At 66.7% G+C, this 24,497-nt stretch carries 22 protein-coding genes; 5 read left to right on the forward strand and 17 right to left on the reverse strand.

The window, feature by feature from the left end; translation table 11 throughout:
• Nucleotides 1-17: 17 nt before the first annotated feature.
• Nucleotides 18-788 (reverse strand): glycosyltransferase family 2 protein, encoded by a 771-nt coding sequence (locus ACIP1U_RS02665; protein ID WP_400311363.1) that lies wholly within the window; start codon nt 786-788, stop codon nt 18-20.
• A gap of 210 nt (nt 789-998) precedes the next feature.
• On the opposite strand from ACIP1U_RS02665, the gene ACIP1U_RS02670 reads away from it, so the two are divergent.
• The 3 genes from ACIP1U_RS02670 (at nt 999) to msbA (ending at nt 4,900) form a co-directional block, all read left to right on the forward strand.
• A complete protein-coding gene (locus tag ACIP1U_RS02670) occupies nt 999-2,294 on the forward strand; it encodes an O-antigen ligase family protein (protein ID WP_400311365.1) in 1,296 nt (431 codons plus the stop codon).
• The gene (locus tag ACIP1U_RS02675; protein ID WP_400311368.1) at nt 2,291-3,064 is read left to right on the forward strand and encodes a glycosyltransferase family 25 protein; all 774 of its coding nucleotides are present in this window, start codon (nt 2,291-2,293) and stop codon (nt 3,062-3,064) included. The genes ACIP1U_RS02670 and ACIP1U_RS02675 overlap by 4 nt, the downstream gene beginning before the upstream one ends.
• 111 nt (nt 3,065-3,175) lie before the next feature.
• Nucleotides 3,176-4,900, forward strand: coding sequence for a lipid A export permease/ATP-binding protein MsbA (msbA, locus tag ACIP1U_RS02680; protein ID WP_400311764.1), 1,725 nt, complete (start codon nt 3,176-3,178; stop codon nt 4,898-4,900).
• Between the two features lie 100 nt (nt 4,901-5,000).
• Here the strand turns inward: msbA and waaC are convergent, their stop codons facing one another.
• A complete protein-coding gene (waaC, locus tag ACIP1U_RS02685; protein ID WP_400311371.1) occupies nt 5,001-5,987 on the reverse strand; it encodes a lipopolysaccharide heptosyltransferase I in 987 nt (328 codons plus the stop codon).
• Between the two features lie 212 nt (nt 5,988-6,199).
• Here waaC and ACIP1U_RS02690 point away from each other — a divergent pair, with 212 nt between their 5' ends.
• The gene (locus tag ACIP1U_RS02690; RefSeq protein ID WP_400311374.1) at nt 6,200-6,790 is read left to right on the forward strand and encodes a peroxidase-related enzyme; all 591 of its coding nucleotides are present in this window, start codon (nt 6,200-6,202) and stop codon (nt 6,788-6,790) included.
• A 31-nt stretch (nt 6,791-6,821) separates the two neighbouring features.
• Here ACIP1U_RS02690 and ACIP1U_RS02695 read toward each other — a convergent pair whose 3' ends face one another.
• The 9 genes from ACIP1U_RS02695 to ACIP1U_RS02735 all read right to left on the reverse strand — a co-directional run bounded on the left by ACIP1U_RS02695 (nt 6,822) and on the right by ACIP1U_RS02735 (nt 14,941).
• Nucleotides 6,822-7,334 (reverse strand): hypothetical protein, encoded by a 513-nt coding sequence (locus ACIP1U_RS02695; RefSeq protein ID WP_400311377.1) that lies wholly within the window; start codon nt 7,332-7,334, stop codon nt 6,822-6,824.
• Nucleotides 7,335-7,433: 99 nt separating this feature from the next.
• Entirely contained in the window at nt 7,434-8,900 is a 1,467-nt protein-coding gene (rng, locus tag ACIP1U_RS02700) for a ribonuclease G (protein WP_400311380.1), read from the reverse strand.
• Nucleotides 8,901-8,988: 88 nt separating this feature from the next.
• On the reverse strand, nt 8,989-9,591 hold the full coding sequence (locus tag ACIP1U_RS02705) for a Maf family protein (protein ID WP_400311382.1): 603 nt from the start codon (nt 9,589-9,591) through the stop codon (nt 8,989-8,991).
• A gap of 83 nt (nt 9,592-9,674) precedes the next feature.
• Complete coding sequence (gene rlmH, locus ACIP1U_RS02710; RefSeq protein WP_400311384.1) at nt 9,675-10,154, reverse strand: 23S rRNA (pseudouridine(1915)-N(3))-methyltransferase RlmH; 480 nt, start codon at nt 10,152-10,154, stop codon at nt 9,675-9,677.
• 75 nt (nt 10,155-10,229) lie between these two features.
• Nucleotides 10,230-11,000 (reverse strand): ribosome silencing factor, encoded by a 771-nt coding sequence (gene rsfS / locus ACIP1U_RS02715; protein ID WP_400311387.1) that lies wholly within the window; start codon nt 10,998-11,000, stop codon nt 10,230-10,232.
• A 60-nt stretch (nt 11,001-11,060) separates the two neighbouring features.
• Nucleotides 11,061-11,786, reverse strand: coding sequence for a nicotinate-nucleotide adenylyltransferase (locus ACIP1U_RS02720; protein WP_400311390.1), 726 nt, complete (start codon nt 11,784-11,786; stop codon nt 11,061-11,063).
• Nucleotides 11,787-11,796: 10 nt separating this feature from the next.
• On the reverse strand, nt 11,797-12,708 hold the full coding sequence (hemF, locus tag ACIP1U_RS02725) for an oxygen-dependent coproporphyrinogen oxidase (protein ID WP_400311393.1): 912 nt from the start codon (nt 12,706-12,708) through the stop codon (nt 11,797-11,799).
• A gap of 152 nt (nt 12,709-12,860) precedes the next feature.
• Nucleotides 12,861-14,129 carry a phosphoribosylamine--glycine ligase gene (purD, locus tag ACIP1U_RS02730; RefSeq protein ID WP_400311395.1) on the reverse strand — a complete coding sequence of 423 codons (1,269 nt, stop codon included), beginning with the start codon at nt 14,127-14,129 and terminating at the stop codon, nt 12,861-12,863.
• 86 nt (nt 14,130-14,215) lie between these two features.
• Entirely contained in the window at nt 14,216-14,941 is a 726-nt protein-coding gene (locus ACIP1U_RS02735; RefSeq protein ID WP_400311398.1) for a YebC/PmpR family DNA-binding transcriptional regulator, read from the reverse strand.
• Nucleotides 14,942-15,117: 176 nt separating this feature from the next.
• On the opposite strand from ACIP1U_RS02735, the gene ACIP1U_RS02740 reads away from it, so the two are divergent.
• Entirely contained in the window at nt 15,118-16,632 is a 1,515-nt protein-coding gene (locus ACIP1U_RS02740) for a helicase HerA-like C-terminal domain-containing protein (RefSeq protein WP_400311401.1), read from the forward strand.
• Between the two features lie 45 nt (nt 16,633-16,677).
• Here the strand turns inward: ACIP1U_RS02740 and ACIP1U_RS02745 are convergent, their stop codons facing one another.
• From ACIP1U_RS02745 to ACIP1U_RS02770, 6 genes are all read right to left on the reverse strand, one after another.
• On the reverse strand, nt 16,678-16,842 hold the full coding sequence (locus tag ACIP1U_RS02745; protein ID WP_400311404.1) for a DUF3149 domain-containing protein: 165 nt from the start codon (nt 16,840-16,842) through the stop codon (nt 16,678-16,680).
• A 136-nt stretch (nt 16,843-16,978) separates the two neighbouring features.
• Nucleotides 16,979-17,629 (reverse strand): uracil phosphoribosyltransferase, encoded by a 651-nt coding sequence (upp, locus tag ACIP1U_RS02750; RefSeq protein ID WP_342913937.1) that lies wholly within the window; start codon nt 17,627-17,629, stop codon nt 16,979-16,981.
• A gap of 158 nt (nt 17,630-17,787) precedes the next feature.
• Nucleotides 17,788-19,188, reverse strand: a complete 1,401-nt coding sequence (locus ACIP1U_RS02755) for an MFS transporter (protein ID WP_400311407.1) — start codon at nt 19,186-19,188, stop codon at nt 17,788-17,790.
• Nucleotides 19,189-19,788: 600 nt separating this feature from the next.
• Nucleotides 19,789-22,644 (reverse strand): c-type cytochrome, encoded by a 2,856-nt coding sequence (locus tag ACIP1U_RS02760; RefSeq protein ID WP_400311767.1) that lies wholly within the window; start codon nt 22,642-22,644, stop codon nt 19,789-19,791.
• Between the two features lie 68 nt (nt 22,645-22,712).
• A complete protein-coding gene (locus ACIP1U_RS02765) occupies nt 22,713-23,210 on the reverse strand; it encodes a (2Fe-2S)-binding protein (protein WP_029045660.1) in 498 nt (165 codons plus the stop codon).
• 96 nt (nt 23,211-23,306) lie between these two features.
• A complete protein-coding gene (locus tag ACIP1U_RS02770; protein WP_400311410.1) occupies nt 23,307-24,467 on the reverse strand; it encodes an FAD-dependent monooxygenase in 1,161 nt (386 codons plus the stop codon).
• Nucleotides 24,468-24,497 lie beyond the last annotated feature (30 nt).

Below are 24,497 nucleotides of genomic sequence, written 5' to 3' on the forward strand. Positions count from 1 at the left end.
AATGAGAGGGTGGGGCCTCAGGCTTCACCGCGCGCCCTGGCGCTGTCCGCGGCGTGCAACTGCGCCAGCTTCGCGTACTTGTAGTAGCTGGCTTGCGCATTCATCAGCGCGACGCCAAAGCCCGCGCTGCCGTCGAGAAAGCCACGCTTGAAAATGTAGGTGCGGATGAACGCCCACAGTCCGTGGCCGGCGGCCGAAGCCACCGAACTGCGCTTGCCGCGCGCGTAGGCCTGCTGCGCGCCGGCGCTTGAGTAGCTGTCGATCTTGCGCAGCACGTCCGACAACGAGCGGTAGCTGTAGTGGATCAGCGGCTCGCGCAAGCGGGTCACGGGATCGTCCACCTTCAGGTGTTCATGGACCAGGTCTTCGGTGAAGCGACCGCGGCCGTTGCGGAACACGCGCGTGACATAGTCCGGATACCAGCCGGCATGGCGCACGAAGGTGCCGCAGAACGCGGACAGGCGCGGCAGTGCGAGGGCCTGGGCATCGGGCCGGGCAATATGTCGCAGGATTTCGTCGCGCAGCGCAGGCGTGACACGCTCGTCGGCATCCAGGCTGAGAATCCAGTCGCCCCTGGCGGCACTGACCGCGTGGTTCTTTTGCGGGCCGAATCCCGGCCAGTCCTCGGTCTGGATCACAGTGGCGCCGGCAGCACGCGCAATCGCTACGGTGTCATCCGAGCTGGCCCAATCCACTATAATCGCCTCTTCGCACCAGGACACACTGTCGAGGCAAGCCCCGATATTGTGAGCTTCATTCCTGGTAATGATGACGGCCGAGACTTTCATGGAATATGGGCGGCACCCCTGTCGGGCAGACCGACGAGCCGCCGGCGCCGCCAACAGCCAAGTGCTGAGGGAAGATCGCGTATTCTACAGCACCGGCGCAGTGGTCCCGGCGCCGCCTGGTGGTTGCCACCGACCGGCGGGCAATGCCCCGGCGCCGTTTTCTCAATTGCGATTTTGATGATAAGAGCACATTTGTCCCGATTCACAGGGATGGAAAAAGTTTTCTCCCTGGTGGCATGTGCCGCACTGATTTCCTTTCCCATCCTGCTGCTGACCTATCCTTCGGCGGCCAATGGCTGTTTCAGCTTCCTGCTGCTGTGGTGCGTGTTCGCGCTGTCCGTGCAGCCCCGCGCCAGCCTGTGCGGCTGGGGAACGATGCTGCGTGAGCATTGGGTGGTGGCGTCGGCGATGGCGGCCGTGCCGGCGGCCTTCCTGCTGCGCCAGGTAGTCAGCGGCGATGGCATGGACCTGCCGTATCTCTACCTGCGCTTCGCCTTGTTTGGGCTGCTGGCCTGGGGCCTAGCACTGCTCGACCGGCGTGCGCTGCAGGCCGTGCAGTGGGGACTGGTGGTGGGTGCCATCGTTTCGGCGGTCTGGATATACACCGCAACCGCCGGTGGCCGACCGGACCATGTCGGCGTCAACAACGTCATTCCCTTTTCCAACCTTTCCCTGCTGATGGGGATGCTGGCGCTGATTTCGATTGGATGGGACCGGCGCGGCCAGTGGCTTTCGATGGCTCCCAAACTGCTGGCCGGCGCGGCCGGGGTCTATACGTCGTATGCCAGTGCCACACGTGGCGGCTGGCTCGCCATCCCCGTGCTGCTGCTGATCGCGATCACCATCATGCGTAAATGGACTATCCGCGCCCGTGCCGGTTTGCTCGCGGTCCTGGTGGGGGGCATGGCGGTAGCCGGATACTGCAGCGATATCGTCAGGAAGCGTGTGAACGAAGCGGTCGCTAATCTCAATGCCGCGGTCTCGTCGCCGGGCATCGATGCGGCGGTAGTGACGCACCGCGGGCTGGATACGTCGGAGGGCTGGCGCCTGCAGCTGTGGAAGGCCTCGCTGCGCATGCTGGAAACGCACCCGATGACAGGCGTGGGGCCGGACGCGTTCGAGGCCAACCTCAAGGCTATGGCAGCAAGCGGATTTATCACGCCTGCAACCGCTCAGTTCGCGCACTCGCACAACGACGTGCTGTATATCGCGGCAACGCAGGGGATTCCCGGGGTGCTTGCGGTACTCGCGCTATACCTCGTGCCGGCAGGCTTTTTCCTGCGCCATCTGCGCAGCCGCGACATGGTCACGCGCACCGCTGCCACCATGGGGCTCGCCATCAGCATCGGTTTCCTGCTGTTCGGGCTGACCGAAGCGATGTTCTTCATCGCCATGACCAATGCCTTCTACACGTTGATGATCGCAACGTGCTTCGCCATCGTGGTCGCGCAGCGCAAGGTGCCCGAGTTGCCGGCACGGCCGGGCACACAGGCGGTGGCGGCATGATCGGCGCCTACGTCATCAACCTGGCGAGCGCGGGCTCGCGCCGGCAGCGCATCTCTGGGCAGCTCGAACGCCTCGGCGTCCCGTTCCAGGTCTATGCTGCCGTGGACGGGCGCGCGCTGCCCGAGCACGACGTGGCGCGCCGCTACGATGCGGCCGCTGCCGCGGTGCGATACCGGCCCATGAGCCGCGGCGAAGTCGGGTGCGCGCTGAGCCACCTCGGCGTATGCCGCCAGATGCTGGAAGACGGCGCGGCATTTGCGCTGCTGCTGGAGGACGACGCCTTGCTTGGCGATGACCTGCCGGCGGTGCTCGCCGACCTGGAAGCCCGTCTCGACCCGGACCGTGCGGAAGTCGTGCTGCTGTCCCACGTCGACAAGTACACCCGCTGGGGCACGCGGCCGCTAGGCCACGGGCGCAAGCTGGTGCGCCGCTACGGCGAATGGTGGCGGGCGCATGGCTACGTGGTGACGCGTGCCGCGGCCGAGCGCCTGCTGGCGGGGCTCCAGCCGGTCTGGTGTGCTGCCGACTTCTGGTCAGCCTTCGAGAAGCAGGGCCTGGTGACGGTCCGTGCCGTGGTCCCGTATTGCATCGGCCTGACCGAGCTGGCGCAGGACTCCGCGCTGGAAGGCCATCGTGCCGATCTCGATGCCAGCGACAAGGCGCGGCGCAGCATCGGCTATTATCTGCGCCGCTACGTCTACCAGCGATTCCTGTTCCAGGTCTTCGTCCGGCCCTTCCTGCGCGTGGCGCGGCAGAAGCGGGCGGGATAAAGGCCGCCGGGCCAGATGCCGGACCAGCCCCGACGGCGCACTCATACAGAAAGACATTCAGTGACCACATCCAAACCGCCCATCTCGCCCGGCTCCACCGTGCCCTCCAGCATGGCCAGCCGGCTCTGGTCTTATCTGCGCCCCGAGTTGCGCGTCTTTGTCGGCGCCATCATCGCCATGGCGGTGGTTGCGGCCAGTGAAGGGGTGATCCCCAAGGTCGTCAACGATTTGCTCGACAAGGGTTTCGGTGGCGACTATGCCGGCACGCTGTGGCATGTGCCTGCCATCCTGACCGGCGTGGCGCTGATCCGGGGTGTTGCGCAGTTTGCTTCCGGCTATCTGCTGAACCTGATCTCGAACCGCGTTCTGCTGAAGATGCGCATACAGATGTTCGAGCGCCTGCTGCATGCGCCGGCGGGGTTCTTTCACCGCAACACGGCGGCATCTCTGATCAATGCGGTGATTTTCGAGGTCAACCAGGTGCTGCAGATCCTGACCAGCGTGTTCATCACGCTGGTGCGCGATTCCCTGACCGTCGTGGCGCTGCTGATCTACCTCTTCTATACCAACTGGCGCCTGACGCTGATTGTGGCGGTGATCCTGCCGGTGATCGGCTATCTGATGTCCAAGATCAACCGCCGGCTGCGCAAGCTCAACCGCGACCACCAGACCTACACCAACAATGCTGCCTACGTGGTGGAAGAGGCGGTTGGCGGCTACAAGGTGGTCAAGCTGCATGGCGGCGAGCATTACGAGCTGTCGCGCTTCCGCACGGTGTCCGAGCGGCTGAAGAATTACTCGATGCGCATGGCGGTGGCCGGCGGCCTGAACCAGCCGGTCACGGCGTTCCTGGCGGCGCTGGCATTGTCGGTGGTCATTACCATCGCGATGGTGCAGGCGCAGGCAAACCAGACGACGGTCGGCGGCTTCACCGGTTTTGTGATGGCAATGCTGCTGCTGATCTCGCCGCTGAAGCACCTGACCGACATCAATCAGCCGTTGACGCGCGGTATTACCGCCGCCGAGATGATTTTCCGGCTGATCGACGAGCCGATCGAGCCGCAGGATGGTGGCAAGGCTATCGGCCGCGCGCGCGGCGAATTGGCCTTCGAGGGCGTCGGCTTCCGCTATGGCGAGGCACAGCGGCCCGCGCTGCAGCAGATCGACCTGCGCGTGAGCCCCGGCGAGGTGGTGGCGCTGGTGGGGCCGTCGGGCAGCGGCAAGACCACGCTGGTCAACCTGGTGCCGCGTTTCTTCGACCCGACCGAGGGGCGCATCCTGCTGGACGGCGCGCCGCTGGGCGAACTGGCATTGAAGGAGCTGCGCAACCAGATCGCCTTTGTCAGCCAGGACGTGGTGCTGTTCAACGATACGGTCGCCGCCAACGTGGCGTACGGCGCGCATGGCGAGACTGAGATCGACATGGCACGCGTGGAGCGTGCGCTGGCGGCGGCGTACCTGACCGAGACCGTCAAGGGACTGCCTGACGGGCTGAACACCAATATCGGCGACAACGGCATGAAGCTGTCCGGTGGCCAGCGCCAGCGCCTGGCAATCGCCCGTGCGCTTTACAAGGATGCCCCGATCCTGATCCTGGACGAGGCCACCTCCGCGCTGGATTCGGAATCGGAACGCCAGGTGCAGGCGGCGCTGGAAGAACTGATGAAGGGCCGGACCACGCTGGTGATCGCGCACCGGCTGTCGACCATCGAGAATGCCGACCGTATCGCCGTGCTCGACCATGGGCGCGTCGCGGAGCAGGGTACCCACGCTGAACTGCTGGCGGCGAACGGCCTCTACGCCGGTTTGCACCGGATCCAGTTCGCGACCCAGTAAGGGACGGCGGTGCGGCGATCGCCGCGGCGATGACAAAAAAAGGGGCCGGCACGTCGGATATCGTGCCGGCCCCTTTTTTTGTTTCGCTGGTTGAAGCCGCTCAGTTGGGCGAGGCCACCGGCGGCGGCTGCGCCATCACTTCGTCGATGGCCGCGAGCACCTGCTTGCGCGTCGGCACCACGCCATGCCCGCCCATCGAGACCGCACGGCCCGGCGTGTTGACGCCATACAACTCGCGCGAGGTCGTCGTGAAAAGCAGCACGGTCGGGCGGCGCATTGCATCGGCGATATGCACGAAGCCCGTGTCCATGCCAACCACCAGGGATGACTTGCCCACCACCTGCGCCAGCCCGGTGATACTCAGGCGCGGCATCACTTCCGCACCTGGCACGCTCGCCGCGATAGTTTCGGCTTCCTTGCGTTCGGCATCGTTGCCCCACGGTACCAGCACGCGCAGGCCGCGCGAGGAGATTGTGCTGCCCACGGCAATCCAGTCAGCGATCGGCCATTTCTTCTCTTCGCTCGAGGTGGCGTGGAACAGCATCGCGTATGGACCCTTCGCTGCGGGGGCGGGCGTGTCCGCGGACATCTCCAGGCCGTAGTGCATTTCCTTGGTGAGTTTGTAGCCGAAAGCGCGGCTGACCGCGCGGCGCATGCGCTGCCTGGCGCAATCCTCGTCGATCACGGGCTGGAACACATGGTTATAGCCGAAGCGCGCACCACTTTCGCCCAGTTCCGCCACCGGATAGCCCCACCGGTGCCGCGTACGCGCCAGCCGTGTCACGATCGCGCTCTTGTACACGCCATGGACATCCAGCACCGCATCGTACTTCTCGCGGCGCAATTCTCGCAGTGCGCTGAAGATCTCCCGCAGCCCGGCCCAGCTGCGTGCCTTCTTGAAGTTACGCAGCGGCGCGGCGATGACACGTTCGATATTGGGGTTCCAGCGCGGCACGTCGGCGCAGTAGGAATCGGCGATCCAGTCGATCTTGACGCCGGGAAATGCGCGCTGCAGGTCGGCGACCAGCGGCAGCGTGAATACCATGTCGCCCAGCGAGGTCAGCTTGACGATGAGAATACGTTTCATCGGAAAGAGTTGGCGCATGCGGCCAAGGGGCGCTCGCCTTGTTCAGGAAGGGACGTAGTATGCCTTATCCAGCCGACATCCGGTTTTGCGATGCATGAGCAACATTGTGCCCGGGCTTGTCCCCGCAATCCGGTAGACTTTGGGGCAGTACCCGGACACAAGAATTAGGGACGACGAAGTTGACCAGAACGCATCGGCAACAGGAGACCACCATGCCCGACACCGCTTTCCCCATCAGCCGCTACCCCGTCCCCGCGCTGAAAGATCTTCCCGACGACATCCGCGCCCGCATCCTGGAAGTCCAGGACAAGGCGGGCTTTGTGCCCAATGTCTTCCTGGCGCTGGCCCACCGCCCCGATGAATTCCGCGCCTTCTTTGCCTATCACGACGCGCTGATGCTGAAGGATGGCGGGCTGACCAAGGGCGAGCGCGAGATGATCGTGGTGGCCACTTCAGGCGCCAACCAGTGCCTGTACTGCGTGGTGGCGCACGGCGCAATCCTGCGGATCTACGAGAAGAAGCCGCTGGTGGCGGACCAGGTCGCAGTGAACTATCTGAAAGCCGATATCCCGCCACGCCAGCGGGCCATGCTTGACTTTGCGATGAAGGTGTGCAAGGCGTCGCATGAAATCGGCGACGCGGATTTTGCGGCGCTGCGCGAGCATGGGTTCTCTGACGAAGACGCGTGGGACATCGCCGCGATCACCGCGTTCTTCGGGCTGTCGAACCGGATGGCGAATACCATCAGCATGCGCCCGAACGACGAGTTCTACCTGATGGGCCGCGTGCCCAAGGCGAAGTAGGCCGCAAAACGGGCAACTGGGCCGGGGAAGCTCAGCGCACCTCGGCGCAGTTCCCACTCTTGGGGTCGAACAGCACCGGCCAGGCCTGCTCGTAGATGCCCGGCGTGCAGTACTTCTCGCAGCGGTTATGCGCCAGCGTCACGCGGCGCGGATCCTGCCATACCAGCAGCTTGCACTGGCTGCCGTCGATGGCCTGCAGTTCGATGTGGGGCGTCGTGCGTACCTGGCGGAACTGGACCAGGTTGAACTCGCAGCTGCCGCGCCGCGACACCCACAGCTTCCATTTCAACGCCTCCACCTTGTTGGCGGTGACGTCCATCAGCGCGTCCTCGCGGAAGCCGTCTTCCTCGGTGCGCTTGCATGCGCCGGCAATGGTAATGGTCTTGGGCGCGATCGGCGCCGCGCGTGCCTTCGGGGGCGGCGCTTCGGCAACCGGCGCGGGGGGCGGTGGCGGGGGCAGCCGTCGGTGCACGATCGGCAGCGGCGCGCAAGCGGTGCCCAGCAGGACGGCCAGCAGGCAGGCCCCATGTTTCGTGGCGTTCATGCCGGACTCCTTCTCGCAACCCTCAACCTTCGCTTAGTTATAGCGGATCGAAGACGAAATAGGGGTAGGGCCATCCCGCAGCATGGCGTCGGGCCAGGACTACATCAGGATGATGTCGTACTGTTCCTGGTGGAAGGTCGATTCGACCTGCAACGAGATCGGCTTGCCGATGAAATCGCCAAGCATCGCCAGGTGCTGGCTTTCTTCTTCCAGGAACAGGTCGATGACTTCCTGCGAGGCCAGGATGCGGAATTCACGCGGGTTGAACTGGCGTGATTCGCGCATGATCTCGCGCAGGATGTCGTAGCACGCCGTGCGCGGCGTCTTGACCTGGCCCTTGCCCTGGCACACCGGGCATTGCTCGCACAGCACGTGCGCCAGCGATTCGCGCGTGCGCTTGCGCGTCATCTCCACCAGCCCGAGCTGCGAGAAGTTGTTGACGGTGATACGGGTGCGGTCGCGCGACAGCGCGCGCTTGAGTTCGGACAGCACCGCTTCGCGGTGCTCGACATTCTCCATATCGATGAAATCGATGATGATGATGCCGCCGAGGTTGCGCAGCCGCAGTTGCCGCGCGATGGTATGGGCCGCCTCCAGGTTGGTCTTGAAGATGGTGTCGTCGAAATTGCGCGCGCCCACGTAACCGCCGGTGTTGACGTCGATCGTCGTCATCGCCTCGGTCTGGTCGATCATCAGGTAGCCGCCTGATTTCAGGTCGACGCGGCGTGACAGCGCCTTCTCGATCTCGGCGTCGATATTGAACAGGTCGAAGATCGGCCGCTCGCCGGTGTAGTGCGACAGCCGCGACAGCACCGCCGGCGTGTACTCCTTGGCGAACTCCACCAGCATCTGGTAGTTCTCGCGCGAGTCGATCTGGATCACCCCGGTGGCATCGTTGATGAAGTCGCGCAGCACGCGCTGGGCCAGGTTCAGGTCCTGGTAGAGCAGCGCGGGTGCCGGCAGCGTGGTGGCGTTCTGGCGGATCGCGCCCCAGATCTTGCGCAGGTAGGCGATGTCGTTGCCGAGTTCCTCGTCGGTCGCTTCCTCCGCGATGGTGCGCACGATAAAGCCGCCGCGCTCGTCGGCAGGCACCAGGCCCTGCACGCGGCTGCGCAGCGCTTCGCGGTCCACTTCGCCTTCGATGCGCTGCGAGATGCCGATATGCGGGTCCTGCGGCAGGTACACGAGCGTGCGCCCGGCGATGCTCACCTGCGTGGACAACCGCGCGCCCTTGGTGCCGATCGGGTCCTTGATCACCTGCACCATCAGCGCCTGGCCTTCGAACAGGGTCTTTTCGATCGCCAGCTGCGGGGTGCTGCCGTTGCGGTCATTGTCGCGCGGGTGCCAGATATCGGCGACGTGCAGGAACGCGGCGCGCTCCAGGCCGATGTCGATGAAGGCGGATTGCATGCCGGGCAGCACGCGCACCACCTTGCCCAGGTAAATATTGCCGACCAGCCCGCGCGTGAGCGTCCGTTCGACGTGCAGTTCCTGGACGGCAGCCTGCTGCACGATGGCAACGCGCGTCTCCTGGGGCGTGATGTTGACGAGGATGTCTTCAGTCATAGCGGTGAAACGCGGTCGCCGGTGGTCCGGCGGTATTGGGTTGCCCGGCGCGGCCGGGTCTTGTCCTGGGCGGCGGCGTGACCGGGGCTCAGAACTGCAGGCGGGCCTGGCGAAGTAACGCCGCCGTCTCAAACAGGGGCAAGCCCATGATACCTGAATAGCTGCCCGCGATCCGCTCGACGAACTCGGCCGCGCGGCCCTGGATGCCGTAGGCGCCGGCCTTTCCCAGGGGCTCGCCGCTGACGACATAGCGGTCGATCTCGTCCGGCCGCATCGGGCGGAAGGTCACTTCGGAGACGGACAGCGCGTGGTGCATGCCCAGGGTGGAGACCACCGTGACCGCCGTGAGCACGCGATGCGTGCTGCCGGCCAGCGCCGCCAGCATGGCCTGCGCATCGGCGGCATCATCGGGTTTGCCGAGGATGCGGCCGCCCAGGCAGACGGTGGTGTCGGAGGTCAGCACCGGCGCGTCGGGCAGGGCGCGGCGCTCGCGGCGGCGCAGCGCGGCTTCGGCCTTCAGCGCGCAGACGCGCTGCACGTAGTCGTCGGGGGTTTCGCCGGGCAGGATGGCTTCCAGCGCTTCGGCGTCCTCGTCGTCATCGGCAAGCAGCAGCGCGTAGCGTACGCCCAGCTGGGTCAGCAGTTCGCGGCGGCGCGGGCTTTGGGAGGCGAGGTAGAGGTAGTCGTGCATCGCGGCAGGCGGGGTTCTGGGCCTGCCGGCGGCGCGGCCGGCAGTGGCGTGAATTGTAACGCCCGCGGCGGCGCGGTTCCGTATCAGGCGCGGTGGTAGGGGTGGTTCTGCGTGACCGACCAGGCCCGGTACAACTGCTCGGCCAGCAGCACTCGCACCATGCCGTGCGGCAGCGTCAGGCTGGACAGGCGGATCAGCGTACTCGCGCGTGCCTTCAGTGCCGGGTCGAGCCCGTCGGCGCCGCCGATCAGGAAGGCGACATCGCCGCCCTCGCGCTGCCAGTCGGTCAGCTGCGCAGCCAGTTGCACGGTGGTGAAGTCGCGGCCGCGTTCATCCAGCGCAACGATTCGGCACTGCTTTGACAGCGAGCCCAGCACGGCCTCGATGCGCGCGGCTTCGCGCTGCATCACGATGGTGGCGTTGTTGCTGGACGAGCGGGCTTCCGGCTTGACCTCGCGCAGCTCGATGCGCAGCTCGGGCGGCATGCGCTTGGCGTACTCGGTGAAGCCGGTTTCGATCCAGGCGGGCATCTTGTGGCCGACGGCCACGATCACCAGTTGCATGGGGGCGGATTGGCGGCAGTGCGGGGGGCAGTGAAAGCGGCGCGGCCGTCAGCCGGCCGGCCGCGCGCCGCGGCATCAGGCCGAGCGGGTGGTGCGCTTGCGCGCGGCCGGCTTGGCTGCTGCGGTCTTGCCGGCAGTCTTGGTAGCCGTCTTAGTTGCCGTCTTAGTTGCCGTCTTGGTAGCCGTCTTGGTGGCGGTCTTGCGTGCCGTGGTGCCAGCGGCCGTTTTGCGCGGCGCAGCGGCACGGGTGCCGGCGGTCTTGGTGGCTGCCGTCTTGGTTGTCGTCTTGGCTGCGGTCTTGCGGGCTGGCTTGCGGATGGTGGCGATGGCGTCCGGGTCGGTATCCTCGTGGCCCATCGGCGGCGACGGCTCCTTCATGCCTTCGGGCAGGCGGGCCAGCGCCGGACGCAGGCTGCTGGCACGGCGCGTGCCGCGCGCGGCCGGGACTTCGTCCTCGTCTTCGTCCATCGGCTCGCTGGCCTTGGCCAGGCCGCGGACACCGGAGGCCAGCTTCATGCGCACCGGCTTGTCGCCCCAGATCTCTTCCAGGTTGTAGTACAGGCGCAACTGGGGCTGCAGGATGTGGACCACGGCGTCGCCGCAGTCGACCAGCACCCACTCACCCGTCTCCAGGCCTTCGACCGCCACGATGTGGCCGCCGGCTTCCTTTACCGTATCCCGCACCGACGCTGCCAGCGCCTTGGTCTGGCGGTTGGACGTCCCGCTGGCAATCACCACCCGGTCGAACAGTTCGGTCAGGTGGCTGGTGTCGTACACCTTGATGTCCTGCGCTTTGACATCCTCGAGGCCGTCGACGATGGCGCGTTGCAGTTTACGAATATCCATGGTGTCTTCTTGTTCAGCTGAGATCGGTTGGGTGGTGGGCGCCGGTTGCGGACAACCGGGTCAGGCCCTGGCCGGGGCGTCGCGGTACAGCCCGTGGCTGGCGATGTAGTGTGCCACGCCCGGCGGCAGTTGGTCATCTGCGGGTTGGCCGGCCGCCAGGCGCTGGCGCAGGTGGGTGGAAGACAGGTCGACGGCGAGCGTCTGGTCGATCCACATCCGGCCGGAGGGCGTGCATTGTATCAGGGTCGTGTCGGCCTGGCGCTGCGACAGCGCTTCCAGCACCGGACCTTCCAGTGCGGCCAGTTCGAAGCGCGGGCGGGTGGCGGTGCACAGGTGCACGTGCGCGAACAGTTCCTGCCAGCCGTGCCAGGTGTGCAGGCGCAGCAACTGGTCGGCGCCCATCAGCCAGCACAGCGAGGCATGGGGGCCGTATTCGTCGCGCAGCTGGCGCACGGTGTCGATGGTGTAGCTGGGGCCGGCTCGGTCGACTTCCATGCGGCTGACGCGGACCCTGGCGCCGGTGTCGCCCAGGGCGGCGGCGGCCAGCTCGGTCATGGCCAGGCGGTCCGTGGCAGGCGTCACGTCGGTGCCCTTCTGCCACGACTGGCCGGTGGGGATCCACACCAGCTCGTCCAGTCCCAGGTGGTCGATGCACAGCCGCGCCAGCGCCAGGTGGCCGATATGGGGCGGGTCGAAGGTGCCGCCGAGGATACCCAGACGGTAGGGTCGGGCGGGAAGCTCGCCCGCATCGGCGGCGGGCGTATGGTCTTGCGCGGGATTGGCCATAAGTCTGCCGTCAGGCCCAGTCGCGTGCCGGCAGGAAGTCGGTGTACAGCGCCGCTTCGGGGCTGCCCGCTTCCGGTTGCCAGTCATAGCGCCAGGTCACCAGCGGCGGCATCGACATCAGAATGGATTCGGCGCGTCCGCCCGACTGCAGGCCAAACAGCGTGCCGCGGTCGAACACCAGGTTGAATTCGACGTATCGCCCGCGCCGGTAGGCCTGGAAGCCGCGCTCGCGTTCGCCGTAGGGCGTGTCCTTGCGGGCCTGCAGGATGGGCAGGTAGGCGTCCAGGAAGGCGTCGCCGACCGATTGCATCATCGCGAAGCTGCGCTCGAAGCCCAGCGCCGAGAAGTCGTCGAAGAAGATCCCGCCCACACCGCGCGCCTCGTTGCGGTGCTTCAGGAAGAAATACTCGTCGCACCACTGCTTGAAGCGCGGATACAGCTCGTCGCCATATGGCGACAGCGCCTGCTTGCAGGTGCGGTGGAAATGCGTGCAGTCGCCGGCGTTGCCATAGTAGGGCGTCAGGTCCATGCCGCCGCCGAACCACCAGACCGGCTCGGCGTCGGGCTTTACCGCCACGAAGCAGCGCACGTTCATGTGGACCGTGGGCACGTAGGGATTGCGCGGGTGGAACACCAGCGATACGCCCATCGCCTCGAAGCTGCGCCCGGACAGTTCGGGCCGGTTGGCGCTGGCCGACGGCGGCAGGGTATCGCCGCTGACGTGGGAAAAGCCTACTCCGGCGCGCTCCATCACCGCGCCGCCTTCCAGGATGCGGGTACGGCCGCTGCCGCGCAGGCGTTCGGTGGGCGGCTTCTCCCAGGCGTCGGTCAGGAACGGCTGGCCGTCGATGGCGCCGATGGCATCGGTGATGCGGTCTTGCAGACCGAGCAGGTAGGCACGGACTGCCTGGGAATCGATCATGGTGGGCTGAATCGGATAAACCGACGAGTGGACCGCCGGATGGCAGTCCGGCAGCCAGTCGGCTGCCGGGTGCGTCACAGCATTGTCACGATTGTACCGGCTGGGGCGGCCTGTTGGACGGCAGGGTCCGCTGAGGCCCCGCCGGCGGCCAATCAGCGCTTGATGGCGCGGTAACCGATATCGGTCCGGTACTGCATGCCGTCGAACTGGATCTGCTCGACTGCCGCATAGGCGGCGCGCTGCGCGGCCTTGACGGTGTCGGCCAGTCCGACCACGCACAGCACGCGCCCGCCCGAGGTCAGCAGGGTGCCGTCCTTGAGCGTGGTGCCGGCGTGGAAGGTCACGCTGTCGTCGGTTTCGGCCGGGATGCCGGTGATGACATCGCCCTTGCGCGGATTCTCCGGGTAGTCGTGCGCGGCCATCACCACGCCCAGCGCGGTGCGGCGGTCCCAGTCCAGCTCGATGCTGTCAAGCTTGCCGTCGACAGCGTGCTCCATCACTTCGACCAGGTCGGTCTTCAGGCGCGCCAGGATCGGCTGGGTTTCCGGGTCGCCCATGCGGCAGTTGAATTCCAGCGTCTTCAGGTTGCCGTCCTTGTCGATCATCAGGCCGGCGTACAGGAAGCCCGTGTAGGGGATGCCGTCCTTCTCCATGCCGCGCACGGTCGGCAGGATGATCTCGCGCAGCGCGCGTGCGTGCAGCGCGGGCGTGACCACCGGGGCGGGGGAGTAGGCGCCCATGCCGCCGGTGTTGGGGCCGGCGTCGGCGTCCAGCAGGCGCTTGTGATCCTGGCTGGTGGCCAGCGCCAGCACGTTCTTGCCGTCGACCAGCACGATAAAGCTGGCTTCCTCGCCCTCCAGGAATTCCTCGATCACGACGCGTGCGCCGGCATCGCCCAGCTTGTTGTCGGCCAGCATCATGTCGACCGCGGTGTGGGCCTCCTCCAGCGACATCGCCACCACCACGCCCTTGCCCGCGGCCAGGCCGTCGGCCTTGATCACGATCGGCGCGCCCTGCGCGTCGATATAGGCATGCGCCTGGGCGGCATCGGAGAAGGTCTGGTAGGCGGCGGTCGGGATGCCGTGGCGCTGCATGAACGCCTTGGCGAAGTCCTTTGACGATTCCAGCTGCGCGGCCGCCTTGCTCGGCCCGAAGATACGCAGGCCCTTGGCGCGGAAGATATCGACGATGCCGGCCGCCAGCGGTGCCTCCGGTCCGACCACGGTAAAGGCCACGCCTTCGCGCTCGGCGAAGGCGGCGATGACCTCCGGATCCGTCAGCGGAACATTCTGCAGGCGCTTGTCGAGCGCGGTCCCGCCGTTGCCCGGCGCCACGTACACCACCTGTACCTTGGGGGATTGGGCCAATTTCCAGGCCAGCGCGTGTTCACGTCCACCCGAGCCGACAACCAATACTTTCATGATCCACTGCCAGAAAAGAAACACATACTAAAAGGCGGCGGCCTGGTTTGTGTCCGGGCCGCCGCCATGGGGCTTGTTGCTTCAGCTTAGTCTTCGATCACCGCGTTGGTGAAGACTTCCTGCACGTCGTCGAGGTTTTCCAGGGCGTCGAGCAGCTTCTGCATCTTGGCCGCGTCGTCGCCGGCGAAGCTGACTTCGTTCTGCGGCTTCATTACCACGTCGGCCACTTCGGCCTTGAAGCCGGCGGCTTCCAGCGCGGTCTTGACCGCCGGGAAATCGTTGGGCGGGCAGGTCACTTCGATCGAGCCGTCGTCATTGGTGACGACATCGTCGGCGCCGGCTTCCAGCGCGGCGTCCATCAGCTTGTCTTCCGGCGTGCCGGGCGCGAACAGGAACTGGCCGCAGTGGGTGAACATGAACGCCACCGAGCCTTCATTGCCCATGTTGCCGCCATGCTTGGAGAACGCGTGGCGAACCTCGGCCACGGTGCGGGTGCGGTTGTCGGTCAGGCAGTCGACGATGATGGCCGCGCCGGCCAGGCCGTAGCCTTCGTAGCGGATCTCTTCATAGTTGGCACCTTCCAGGCCGCCCACGCCGCGCTGGATCGCGCGCTGGATGTTGTCCTTGGGCATGTTCGCGTCCATGGCCTTGTCGATCGACAGGCGCAGGCGCGGGTTGGAGTCGACATCGCCGCCGCCGAGCTTGGCGGCAACGGTGATTTCCTTGATCAGGCGGGTCCAGATCTTGCCGCGCTTGGCGTCAGCGGCAGCTTTCTTATGTTTGATATTGGCCCATTTCGAGTGACCGGCCATGATGCTCTCCGAGGCGGAAAAGGTGTTATGCGGTGATGGAATGCGAGATGCCAGGCGCGGGCGCCAGGTGACGGATATGCCTGGCGGCTGGCTATAATCAGCGCAGGATTTTATCACGCGGGCCTGCCCGCGCCGCTGCCGCGGCGAGTCCCGCGGCACTTGCTATCAGGAAGATCATGGCCGACCCCATCCTTATCGCCAAGAACGCCGAACACGAGCTGGTGCTGCTGCCGCAGATGGGCAACCGCCACGGCCTGATCACGGGCGCCACCGGCACCGGCAAGACCGTCACGCTGCAGACGCTGGCGCAGGGCTTTTCGCGCCTGGGCGTACCGGTGTTCATGGCCGACGTCAAAGGTGACCTGACCGGCATTTCTCAATCCGGTCAGCTGTCGGACAAGCTCAAGCAGCGCCTGGCCGACCATGGCCTGCCGGAGCCGGCATGGGGCGCTTGCCCGACCACGCTGTGGGACGTGTTCGGCCAGAAGGGTCACCCGGTGCGCGCCACGGTCTCGCACATGGGCCCGCTGCTGCTGTCGCGCATGCTGGAGCTCAACGATACCCAGCAGGGCGTGCTCAACCTGGTGTTCCGCATTGCCGATGCCAATGGCCTGCTGCTGCTCGACGCCAAGGACCTGCGCGCGATGCTGCAGTACGTGGGCGACAACGCCTCGCAGTTCACGACCGAGTACGGCAATATCTCCGCCGCCTCGGTCGGCGCGATCCAGCGGGGGCTGCTGGCGCTGGAGTCGCAGGGCGGCGATGTCTTCTTCGGCGAACCGATGCTGAACCTGGAAGACTTCATCCAGACCGAGAAGGGCCAGGGCGTGGTCAATATCCTGGCGGCGGACAAGCTGATGAACTCGCCGCGGCTGTATGCGACCTTCCTGCTGTGGATGCTGTCCGAGCTGTTCGAGAAGCTGCCCGAGGCCGGAGACCTCGACAAGCCCAAGCTGGTGTTTTTCTTCGACGAGGCGCACCTGCTGTTCAACGACGCGCCCAAGGCGCTGCTCGACAAGATCGAGCAGGTGGTGCGGCTGATCCGCTCCAAGGGCGTAGGCGTGTATTTCGTCACGCAGAACCCGGTCGACATCCCCGACACGGTGCTGGGCCAGCTGGGCAACCGCGTGCAGCACGCGCTGCGCGCGTTCACGCCGCGCGACCAGAAGGCGGTCAAGGTGGCAGCCACCACCATGCGCGCCAACCCCGGGCTGAACCTGGAAACCGCGATCGGCGAACTGGGCGTGGGCGAGGCGCTGGTGTCGCTCCTGGACGCCAAGGGCACGCCTTGCGTGACCGAGCGCGCCTGGGTGCTGCCGCCGGGCAGCCGCATCGGTCCGGCGACCGACGAGGAGCGCAGGCAGCTGGTTGCCAACTCGCTGGTCGCGGGAACATACGAGACGGCCGTGGATCGGGAATCGGCTTACGAAAAGCTGCGCGGCAGCGTGCCGACGGTTGCCAATGGCAAGGGCAAGCAGCCGGAAGCGAAACCGGAAGCGGAACAGGACAGCGGCTGGCTCGGCACTGCCGGGGATATCTTCGGCACGCTGACCAAGGGCACCGGCAAGAGCGGGCGCGGCGATTCGATCCTGGAGTCGATGGCCAAGTCGGCCGCGCGCACGGTGGGGTCGCAGGTAGGCCGCGAGTTGATTCGCGGCGTGCTGGGCAGCCTGCTCGGGAAGAAGAAGTAAAGGACCGGAAGGAAACAAACAAGGGCCGCGCGCGGCCCTTTGCTTTCAGCGGCGCTGGGCGCCTTGCTGCGCCTTCGCCGCCGCCGCATCCTCGCGCATCTTGCGCGCGAACATTCGCGCGAAGAACCAGCCCATGCCGATGATGAAAACGATCACGCCCAGGCTCATCAGGCCGGTGCTGGTGCTGAAGAGAATCTTGATGGCTTCCATGGTTGGCTCCCTGTGGTTGGCGGCATGTGCCGCCGGAATTACCGCCAGCGGCTGCCGCCAGCGGGTGTCGCCAGTGTAGGGAGCCACGCGGCGCGGGCTATTGAGGCTGGTCAAGCCCGCGCCAGGCCGGCACGTGTCAGTTCTTGGTGCCGAACAACCGGTCGCCCGCGTCGCCCAGGCCCGGCACGATGTACGCATCGGCGTCCAGGTGGCTGTCCAGCGAAGCCACGTACAGCTTGACGTTCGGATGCGCCTTCTGGAACACCTCCACGCCTTCCGGTGCCGCCACCAGCGCGACGAAGGTGATGGCCTCGTCCTTGACGCCGCGGCGCTTGAGCACTTCCACCGCATGCGCGGCCGAGTAGCCGGTCGCCACCATCGGATCGCACAGGATAAAGCTGCGGTCTTCCAGGTCAGGCAGCCGCACCAGGTATTCGACCGGGCGGTGCTGCTCGTCGCGGTACACGCCGATATGGCCGATGCGCGCCGACGGGATCAGCTCGACCAGGCCATCGCTCATGCCCACGCCGGCGCGCAGCACCGGGACAATGGTCAGCTTCTTGCCGGCGATCACCGGCGCATCCAGTTCCACCAGCGGCGTGTCGATGCGGCGCGTGGTCAGCGGCAGGTTGCGCGTGATCTCGTACCCCATCAACAGCGTGATCTCGCGCAGCAGCTCGCGGAAGGTACGCGTGGACGTTTCCTTGTCGCGCATGTGCGAGAGCTTGTGCTGGATCAGCGGGTGGTCGAGGATGAACAGGTTGGGAAAGCGCGGATCTTGTTTCATGGCTGCGGCGAGGGCTCGGCGGGGATAGGGGCAAGCGGCTGAAGCGGGCGGCCGGGTCGGGTGAACACGGCCGCCGCGCCGTTGTAGCCGGATTGTAATGGAAGCGGGCCGCAGCGCGGCTGCGGCCCGTCGCCGGCAAGCGATGCCGCTACCTGGTGTCAGTCCAGCGCGCGGTCTTTCGACTCGATATCCACCATGAAGATGGCAAACGCCGCCACGGCAAGGAACGACGAAAGCAACCCAAGTGCCAGCGTGAACTGCGTCGCCATGATCGGCGCAATGATCGAAGGGGCGAACAGGCCACCAAATCGTGCCATTGCGCCGGCGGTACCCATCCCGCTGGCCCGCAGGTCCGTCGGATACACCTCCGGCGTGAAGGCGTAGAGCGCGCCCCAGGTGCCCAGCAGCGCAAAGCTCATCAGCAGGGTGGAGCCGACGATCAGCGCGGTGGACGTGCCCAGGCTGTACAGCATGCAACCTGCGGCGCTGAGCAGCAGGAAGCCGATCAGGGTCGGCTTGCGCCCCCAGCGCTCGACGCCGTGCGCGGCGAGCGCGAAGCCGGGGAGCTGCACCAGCGCGAGCAGGATCAGGAAGACCTGGCCACGCATGAAGCCAAAGCCCTGGCCAGCCAGCTTCACCGGCAGATAGACAAAGACACCGTAGTAGGCGATCGAGATCAGCATCCACGCGGCAAGCAGGCAGATGCTGCGGCGCCGGCATCCGGCCGCGAACAGCGCGAATACCGATTTGCGCTCCATCTTCTGCGGCTCCAGCGGGGCGATCTCCACCGAAACCCGATTGGCCTTGGCAACGCGCTGAAGCACCGCGCGTGCCTCTTCCGAGCGTCCCGATTTATTCAGGTAGAGCGGCGATTCGGGAACAAAGAACCGGACCACCAAGCCGACCAGCGCGGGGAGGCCAGTGACGAGGAAGATCAGGCGCCAGGCATCATCGCCATGCGCAACCGCGGCCAGCGCAAGGATGGCGAGCAGGATGGTGCCGACGGCCCAGAACGACTCCAGCAGGACCAGCCAGCGGCCGCGCCGGTCGGAGGGGAGGAATTCGGCCATCATGGTGTAGTCGACGGGCAACGTGCCGCCGACGCCGATGCCAGTCAGGAAGCGCAGCAGCAGGAGCCACTGGAAATCCGGGGCGAAGGCGGAAGCGACGCCACAAATGGCGTCAAGGATCACCGCCATCATCAGCACGGGCCGGCGGCCGATCCGGTCCGCCAGCCGGCCGAACGCAAAGGCGCCGATCAGCATGCCGACGAAGAACATCGTCCCGGTCTGCAAGGCCGTCGGCACGGGGATACCGAATGTCGAGGCAATGGAGGGCGCGGTGAAGCCGATCGACAGGACCTGCATCGCGTCGGCCAGCCAGACCAGGCCGAAGATGGCGAACAGCCGGTACTGGAACCTGCCGACGCCGGCTGCGCGGATGCCTTGCTCGATCGTGATGGTTTGGGACGACGATGCCCGCGCGCTTGAGTGCGGGGGCGCGCTGATCGTCGCCTCGGGGATTGTCGTTGCTGCCATTGAGGAAATTGATGACGACATGTTGTCTACCTTGTCTTTATAGGCTGGATCTTGAATTCGGAAGGCCCACGCGCCGCGTTGCGGCGAAGCATGGTGGCTACCCCAATCTAGCGAGGCCAGAACCGACCAGGTAGTCCTCTCGCAACACCTTCCTGATACTGATACGACATAGTCACTCCTTGTTGTCTACCCTTGGTTGTCCGGGCCCGAATTCCCGGTCGGCACGGCGGTGGACTATGCAAGCCCCGGGCCAGCGCTTCCGGTGATGTAAAAGGGCCAATCTTGTGGTCTTGTTGTCTCGTCTGCCGCTCGTCTGCGCGGTTCTTGCGCCGTCCTTGTGCCGGGAGGCACCGCGGCGCGGCTTCTGGTGTTGATGCCCGCACTAATGTAGTGCGCACTACATGATCGTTCAGCGTAAGCTACATGAAACTGGCGGGCAAGGCCGAACTGCGGTTTCTCTCCTCGGGGTTTTCCCGCGCATGGCGCGCAGCGTGCCGATGCGTCGGCGCAGGTCTCCCTGCCCGGTGGCAAAGCGCCTTGCCAGGCACGGCACGGCACGGATGCTGTCAGCATGGATGCGGATGGCGCGGCGAGCCGGTCCCCGCAGGCCTCCGCTGGTCTTCAGTGGGCAGGCGCCGCGCGCAGCCGCGCGACGGTGTTCTCCAGGTCCTGCCAGGCGGGTTGGTCGGGGGCAAAGCGCGCGCGCAGGTACTGCGCCAGCTGCGCGATCTGCTGGTCATCGAAGGTGTCGGCATAGGCCGGCATCGCGCCCAGTTCGCTGTTGGGCGGCGCGGGCATCCCTTGCAGCAGCACCTGGATCACGTTGTCGGGCAGCTTGCTGTGCAGGTTGGTGTTGAGCGCGAGCGACGGCTTGACGCCAAACTGCGCGATGCCCTGGTCTGCTTGATGGCAGACGGCGCAGGCGCTCTGGTACAGGCGTTCACCGGGACCGCCGAGCGTGCGCGCAGCCTGCGCGCTGCGTTGTTCGAGCGTGGCAGCCTGCGCGTCGAGCACGGAAGGCGCTGGCGGTGGCGTGCCGAACGACGCGACGTAATGCGCGATCGCGCGCACATCCGACTCGGGCAACTGCGCGAGTTCTTCCACCACCGGTGCCATCGGCCCGGCGGCTGCGCCATGATGCGGCGCAAAGCCGCCGCGCAGGTAGGTGAACAGCGCCGCCTCGGTCCACGGCACCGGCGCGTGCGACAGCGCGGTCAGGGCCGGCGCTTCCCAGTTCTCGGCACTGCCGCCAGTCAGGTATTTGCGGCCGCCTTGCTCGGCGCCGAATGCGTTGCGCGGGGAATGGCAGGCGCTGCAATGACCCAGACCTTCGGCGAGATACGCGCCGCGGTTCCACTGCGCGGAGCGCGCGGGGTCGGGTTTGAAGGGTTCATTGCGATGAAACAGCAGGTTCCAGCCCGCCAGCAGCGGACGCACGTTGAACGGGAACGCGAGTTGGGTCTGCGGTACCTCTGACTTCACCGGTTCGGCCGACATCAGGTACGCATACAGCGCCTGCATGTCGGCATCGCTGACCTTTGCGAACGCGGTGTAGGGGAAGGCCGGATACAGGCGCCGCCCGTCGCGATGGATGCCCTCGCGCATCGCGCGCTCGAAGGCGGCGAACGACCAGTTGCCGATGCCGGTCTGCACGTCGGGCGTGATATTGGTGCTATAGACCGTGCCGAATGGCGTTTCCAGCGGCAGGCCACCCGCATTCTTCACGCCGCCGGGCACGGTATGGCATACCGCGCAGTCACCCGCCGCGGCCACCAGGCGGCCGCGCTCCAGCGTGGCCGCGGAGTAGAAGCCGGGCTCTGGCGGTGCGACCGGCGCGATCGGTGCGCGCCACGGCATCAGTGTCGCGCACAGGCCGGCAGCGGTCGCGGCCGCTGCCGCGATCCAGCCGCGCTTGCTGCGCTTGCCGGCGCGCTTGTCCTCGCTCTCGGCCAGCGCCAGGCGGATGCGTTCGGCGCTGAAGGGCGGCGTGCGCAGGCGCACGCCGGTGGCGTCGAAGATGGCGTTGGCCACGGCCGCCGCCGCGGGCAGCGTATCGGCCGGGCCCGCCGCCAACTGGTCGCGCTCGGTGAGCGTGCCGGCCAGGCGGACTTCCGGCAATGCCGCGCTGGTTGCGACGGCGGGAAGGGATTGGCCGGCAGGCGCCTCCGTGGCAGGCCAGGTGTCGAAGGCCGGGCCGGCAGCGGTCAACTGCAAGGTGGCATCGGCGACGGTGTGTTCCAGGGAGCGTGCGGCAGGCTTGGCTTGCGCGGGCGCCAGCGATTCGCTGTCATGCCCCACCGTCACGCGCGTGACCGCCAGTTCGCCGGTGGTGCCGTCGACTTCCACTTCCGCGACCCATGCCGACCAGCTCTGGCCGGCATCGTGGTCGATGGTGTGCGCATAGGCAAAGCCGCGCCCGCGCCGCACGTTGCCGGCCGATGCGTTGGCATGCGGGGCGGATGGGGTCCAGCCGGCGCGCTCGCTGACCTGCCTGACCAGTGCCGAGCCTCGCGCGTCGTCGAGGTGAGCGAGCCGCAATTCAACCGGATCGGTCCCGGACGCGGCGGCGATTTCATCGAGATGCGATTCGCGCGCAAAGACATGCGCGCGTGCCGCGGCAAGCGGTGCGGCGTCGAAGGCGGCCACGGCGCCGGCCGTGCCGACATCGACATCGGGAATGCGGTAGGGCGGCATGACTGCGCTGCCGGTGTTGCCGGTGTCCGTCACGGGCGACGCCGTATGCGTCAGCCAGAGCGCCAGCGGTACCGGCGGTGCGGCCGTGCCGGCCAGCGTTGCGGCGTAGGCGTCGATGGCGGAGCCGTTTTGCGCGGTGTCGACACGCACGGCGAGCTGCGCATCGGCCAGGCCGATCTCGTCGGCGCACAGCCGGCGCATCACGGGTTTGCCGGCAGCATGGGCAAGCAAGGCCGCGTCGGCGGCTGCATGGTGCGCGAGCAGGGCCGGATCGCCGGCATCGGCAGGCGCCTGCCAGCAGGCCAGTGCGACCTGTTGCGAGCCAATGCCCAGCAGCGCAGCCAGTTCTTCGCGCAGCGCGCCTGGACGCAGGCTTGGCAGCCACACGTGCAGCATGCCGTCGCGCCAGTCCGCGACCGCGGTGCAAAACGCTTCGCTCCGGGTGCCGGCCAGCGGCCACTGGTAGTGCTGCGCGTGGCGCGTGGCGGCGCTGGCAAGCGCGCGGGTGGCGTCGCCGCGCTGGGCGACGGCGTGACGCGACACGGGAGCTTCGTCGGCGCGAGGCGGGGCCGACCAGCGTGCCTGCAGGGCCCTGGCGGCGTTTGCAGCCAGTGCGTCGCTTTCCGCAACCACGCCTGCAAACCGGTTGCGCACCACGACCGCGCGAACGCCAGGCAACAACAGGGCGGCATCGCGGTCCGCGCCAAGCAGGCGCGGTGCCAGCGGCTTGCCGTCGATCCAGCGCAGCCCCGGCGGCGTCAGCACATGGGCGACGAGGCACATGGCAGCCGGCGGTGGTGCGTGTTCCGCCAGGGTGCCCGTTTGCACGGATTGCCGTACGAGTTCCTGCTTCACGATGCCGCCCCCTCGCCAGCCTGCCGCATCAGCACCGCGGCGCGCTGCACCGCGCGCACGATTTCCACATGCGTGCCGCAACGGCACAGGTTGAAGCGCAGCGCCTCGCGGATCTGCGCTTCATCGGGATCGGGATTCTGCGCGAGCAGCGCCTTGGCGGTCATGATCATGCCGTTCAGGCAATAGCCGCATTGCGCGGCCTGCTCGTCGATAAAGGCCTGCTGCACCGGGTCGGGATGCTCCGCCGTGCCCAGGCCTTCCAGCGTGGTGACCGCGTGGCCCACCGCCGCCCTGACCGGCAGCACGCACGAGCGCGCGGGCAGGCCATCGACCAGCACCGTGCACGCGCCGCACTGGCCCAGCCCGCAACCGTACTTGGGGCCATTGCAGGCCAGGTCGTTGCGCAGGATGTAGAGCAGCGGCGTGTCGGGCGCCACGCTGAGCGTGTGCTCGGCATGGTTGACTTGTAGCGTCAGGGGGCGAGGCGTGTTCATCGGGGGCGGCAGGTTGCAGATCACGCGGCGGGCACGCCGCGCCCCTTCGTGCGAGGGGCTGCGGCGTGACGTCTTGGGTCAGGCCTCGGGTCGCAGTTACGCCGCTGCGGACAGAGGCGCGCGCCCGGCCGACACCAGCGGCACGTTGAACACATCGTAGCCGAAACACCAGTCCGGGTTCTCGTTGCTACGCAGCCACGTGTTGTTGTGCGAGACCAGCTGGACCTTGCCGGCGCGTTCGGCGCGGTTGGCTTCATACAGCGCAAACGCGGCGGCGTAGTCATCCAGGCCGGTCTCGGTGAAGCAGCGCGCCAGCATCGCGGCATCCTCGATCGCCATCGCGGCGCCCTGCGCCATGTGCGGCTTCATCGGGTGGCAGGCATCGCCCAGCAGCACCAGGCGGCCGCGGCTCCACAGCGGCAGCGGGTCGCGCTCCAGCAGCGGCCATTTGGTCACTTCGACCGTACCTTCGATCAGCGACTGCACGCCTTCGTGCCAGCCGTCGAACGCGGCGCGCATTTCCTCGATGCTGCTCGGCACCCAGCTCTTGCTCATGTCCCACTCGGGCTCGGGCACGCCGGTGACGTAGTAGATCTCGTCCAGCTTGCTGGTGTCGAAGTACACCATCATGTGGCGGTCATCGGTCCACCACTTGGTGCAGCGGTCGTGCGTGAAGCCCTTGACGCGCGAGATCGGGAACACCGCGCGGTGCGCCACGTAACCCGTGTACTTGGGCGGCTCGGCACCCAGCAGGGTTTCGCGAATGCGCGAGTTGACGCCGTCGGCGCCGATCACGATATCCGCTTCATCCACCGTGCCGTCGGTGAAGCGCAGTTCGACCACGTTGCCCTGGTCGGTGACGCTTTCCAGCTTCTTGTTGAAGAACAGCGTGCCCGGCGCCACGGCGTCGGTCAGCAGCTTGTGGAAGTCGCCGCGGTGCACGGTCAGGTAGCTGGCGCCATAGTGCCGCTCCGCGTAGTCGCCCAGCGGGATCTGCGCGATCACCTCGCCGGTCAGGCCGTCGCGGCTGTACCAGAAGTCGGGGTGGCAGCCCATGTCGTTGAGCGCGTCCTCGATGCCGATGCGCCGCATGATCTTCATCACGTTGGGCCCCACGTGGATGCCCGCTCCCAGGCGCGAGAACGCCGGTGCCTGTTCATACAGCCTGACTTGGAAGCCGGCTCGCTGCAGCAGGGCGGCCGCGGCCGTTCCTCCGAGTCCGGCGCCGACAACTGCGATTCGCGGTTTGCCTTGCACGTTATTTCTCCTGGGGCAAATGACACATGG

It is taken from the genome of Cupriavidus sp. NPDC089707, from assembly GCF_044748965.1.
GTDB lineage: Bacteria > Pseudomonadota > Gammaproteobacteria > Burkholderiales > Burkholderiaceae > Cupriavidus.

Excerpts from the sequence above, each read along its gene's own strand:
- ACIP1U_RS02670 (WP_400311365.1), top strand. The coding sequence starts at position 999 with ATGGAAAAAGTTTTCTCCCTGGTGGCATGTGCCGCACTGATTTCCTTT.
- ACIP1U_RS02765 (WP_029045660.1), bottom strand. The coding sequence starts at position 23,210 with ATGAACACGCCTCGCCCCCTGACGCTACAAGTCAACCATGCCGAGCAC.
- msbA (WP_400311764.1), top strand. The coding sequence starts at position 3,176 with ATGGCCAGCCGGCTCTGGTCTTATCTGCGCCCCGAGTTGCGCGTCTTT.
- purD (WP_400311395.1), bottom strand. The coding sequence starts at position 14,129 with ATGAAAGTATTGGTTGTCGGCTCGGGTGGACGTGAACACGCGCTGGCC.
- ACIP1U_RS02740 (WP_400311401.1), top strand. The coding sequence starts at position 15,118 with ATGGCCGACCCCATCCTTATCGCCAAGAACGCCGAACACGAGCTGGTG.
- ACIP1U_RS02735 (WP_400311398.1), bottom strand. The coding sequence starts at position 14,941 with ATGGCCGGTCACTCGAAATGGGCCAATATCAAACATAAGAAAGCTGCC.
- upp (WP_342913937.1), bottom strand. The coding sequence starts at position 17,629 with ATGAAACAAGATCCGCGCTTTCCCAACCTGTTCATCCTCGACCACCCG.
- ACIP1U_RS02720 (WP_400311390.1), bottom strand. The coding sequence starts at position 11,786 with ATGGCCAATCCCGCGCAAGACCATACGCCCGCCGCCGATGCGGGCGAG.
- ACIP1U_RS02675 (WP_400311368.1), top strand. The coding sequence starts at position 2,291 with ATGATCGGCGCCTACGTCATCAACCTGGCGAGCGCGGGCTCGCGCCGG.
- rng (WP_400311380.1), bottom strand. The coding sequence starts at position 8,900 with ATGACTGAAGACATCCTCGTCAACATCACGCCCCAGGAGACGCGCGTT.
- rlmH (WP_400311384.1), bottom strand. The coding sequence starts at position 10,154 with ATGCAACTGGTGATCGTGGCCGTCGGCCACAAGATGCCCGCCTGGATC.
- ACIP1U_RS02690 (WP_400311374.1), top strand. The coding sequence starts at position 6,200 with ATGCCCGACACCGCTTTCCCCATCAGCCGCTACCCCGTCCCCGCGCTG.
- ACIP1U_RS02745 (WP_400311404.1), bottom strand. The coding sequence starts at position 16,842 with ATGGAAGCCATCAAGATTCTCTTCAGCACCAGCACCGGCCTGATGAGC.
- ACIP1U_RS02755 (WP_400311407.1), bottom strand. The coding sequence starts at position 19,188 with ATGTCGTCATCAATTTCCTCAATGGCAGCAACGACAATCCCCGAGGCG.
- ACIP1U_RS02665 (WP_400311363.1), bottom strand. The coding sequence starts at position 788 with ATGAAAGTCTCGGCCGTCATCATTACCAGGAATGAAGCTCACAATATC.
- ACIP1U_RS02760 (WP_400311767.1), bottom strand. The coding sequence starts at position 22,644 with ATGTGCCTCGTCGCCCATGTGCTGACGCCGCCGGGGCTGCGCTGGATC.
- ACIP1U_RS02695 (WP_400311377.1), bottom strand. The coding sequence starts at position 7,334 with ATGAACGCCACGAAACATGGGGCCTGCCTGCTGGCCGTCCTGCTGGGC.
- hemF (WP_400311393.1), bottom strand. The coding sequence starts at position 12,708 with ATGATCGATTCCCAGGCAGTCCGTGCCTACCTGCTCGGTCTGCAAGAC.
- ACIP1U_RS02705 (WP_400311382.1), bottom strand. The coding sequence starts at position 9,591 with ATGCACGACTACCTCTACCTCGCCTCCCAAAGCCCGCGCCGCCGCGAA.
- waaC (WP_400311371.1), bottom strand. The coding sequence starts at position 5,987 with ATGAAACGTATTCTCATCGTCAAGCTGACCTCGCTGGGCGACATGGTA.
- rsfS (WP_400311387.1), bottom strand. The coding sequence starts at position 11,000 with ATGGATATTCGTAAACTGCAACGCGCCATCGTCGACGGCCTCGAGGAT.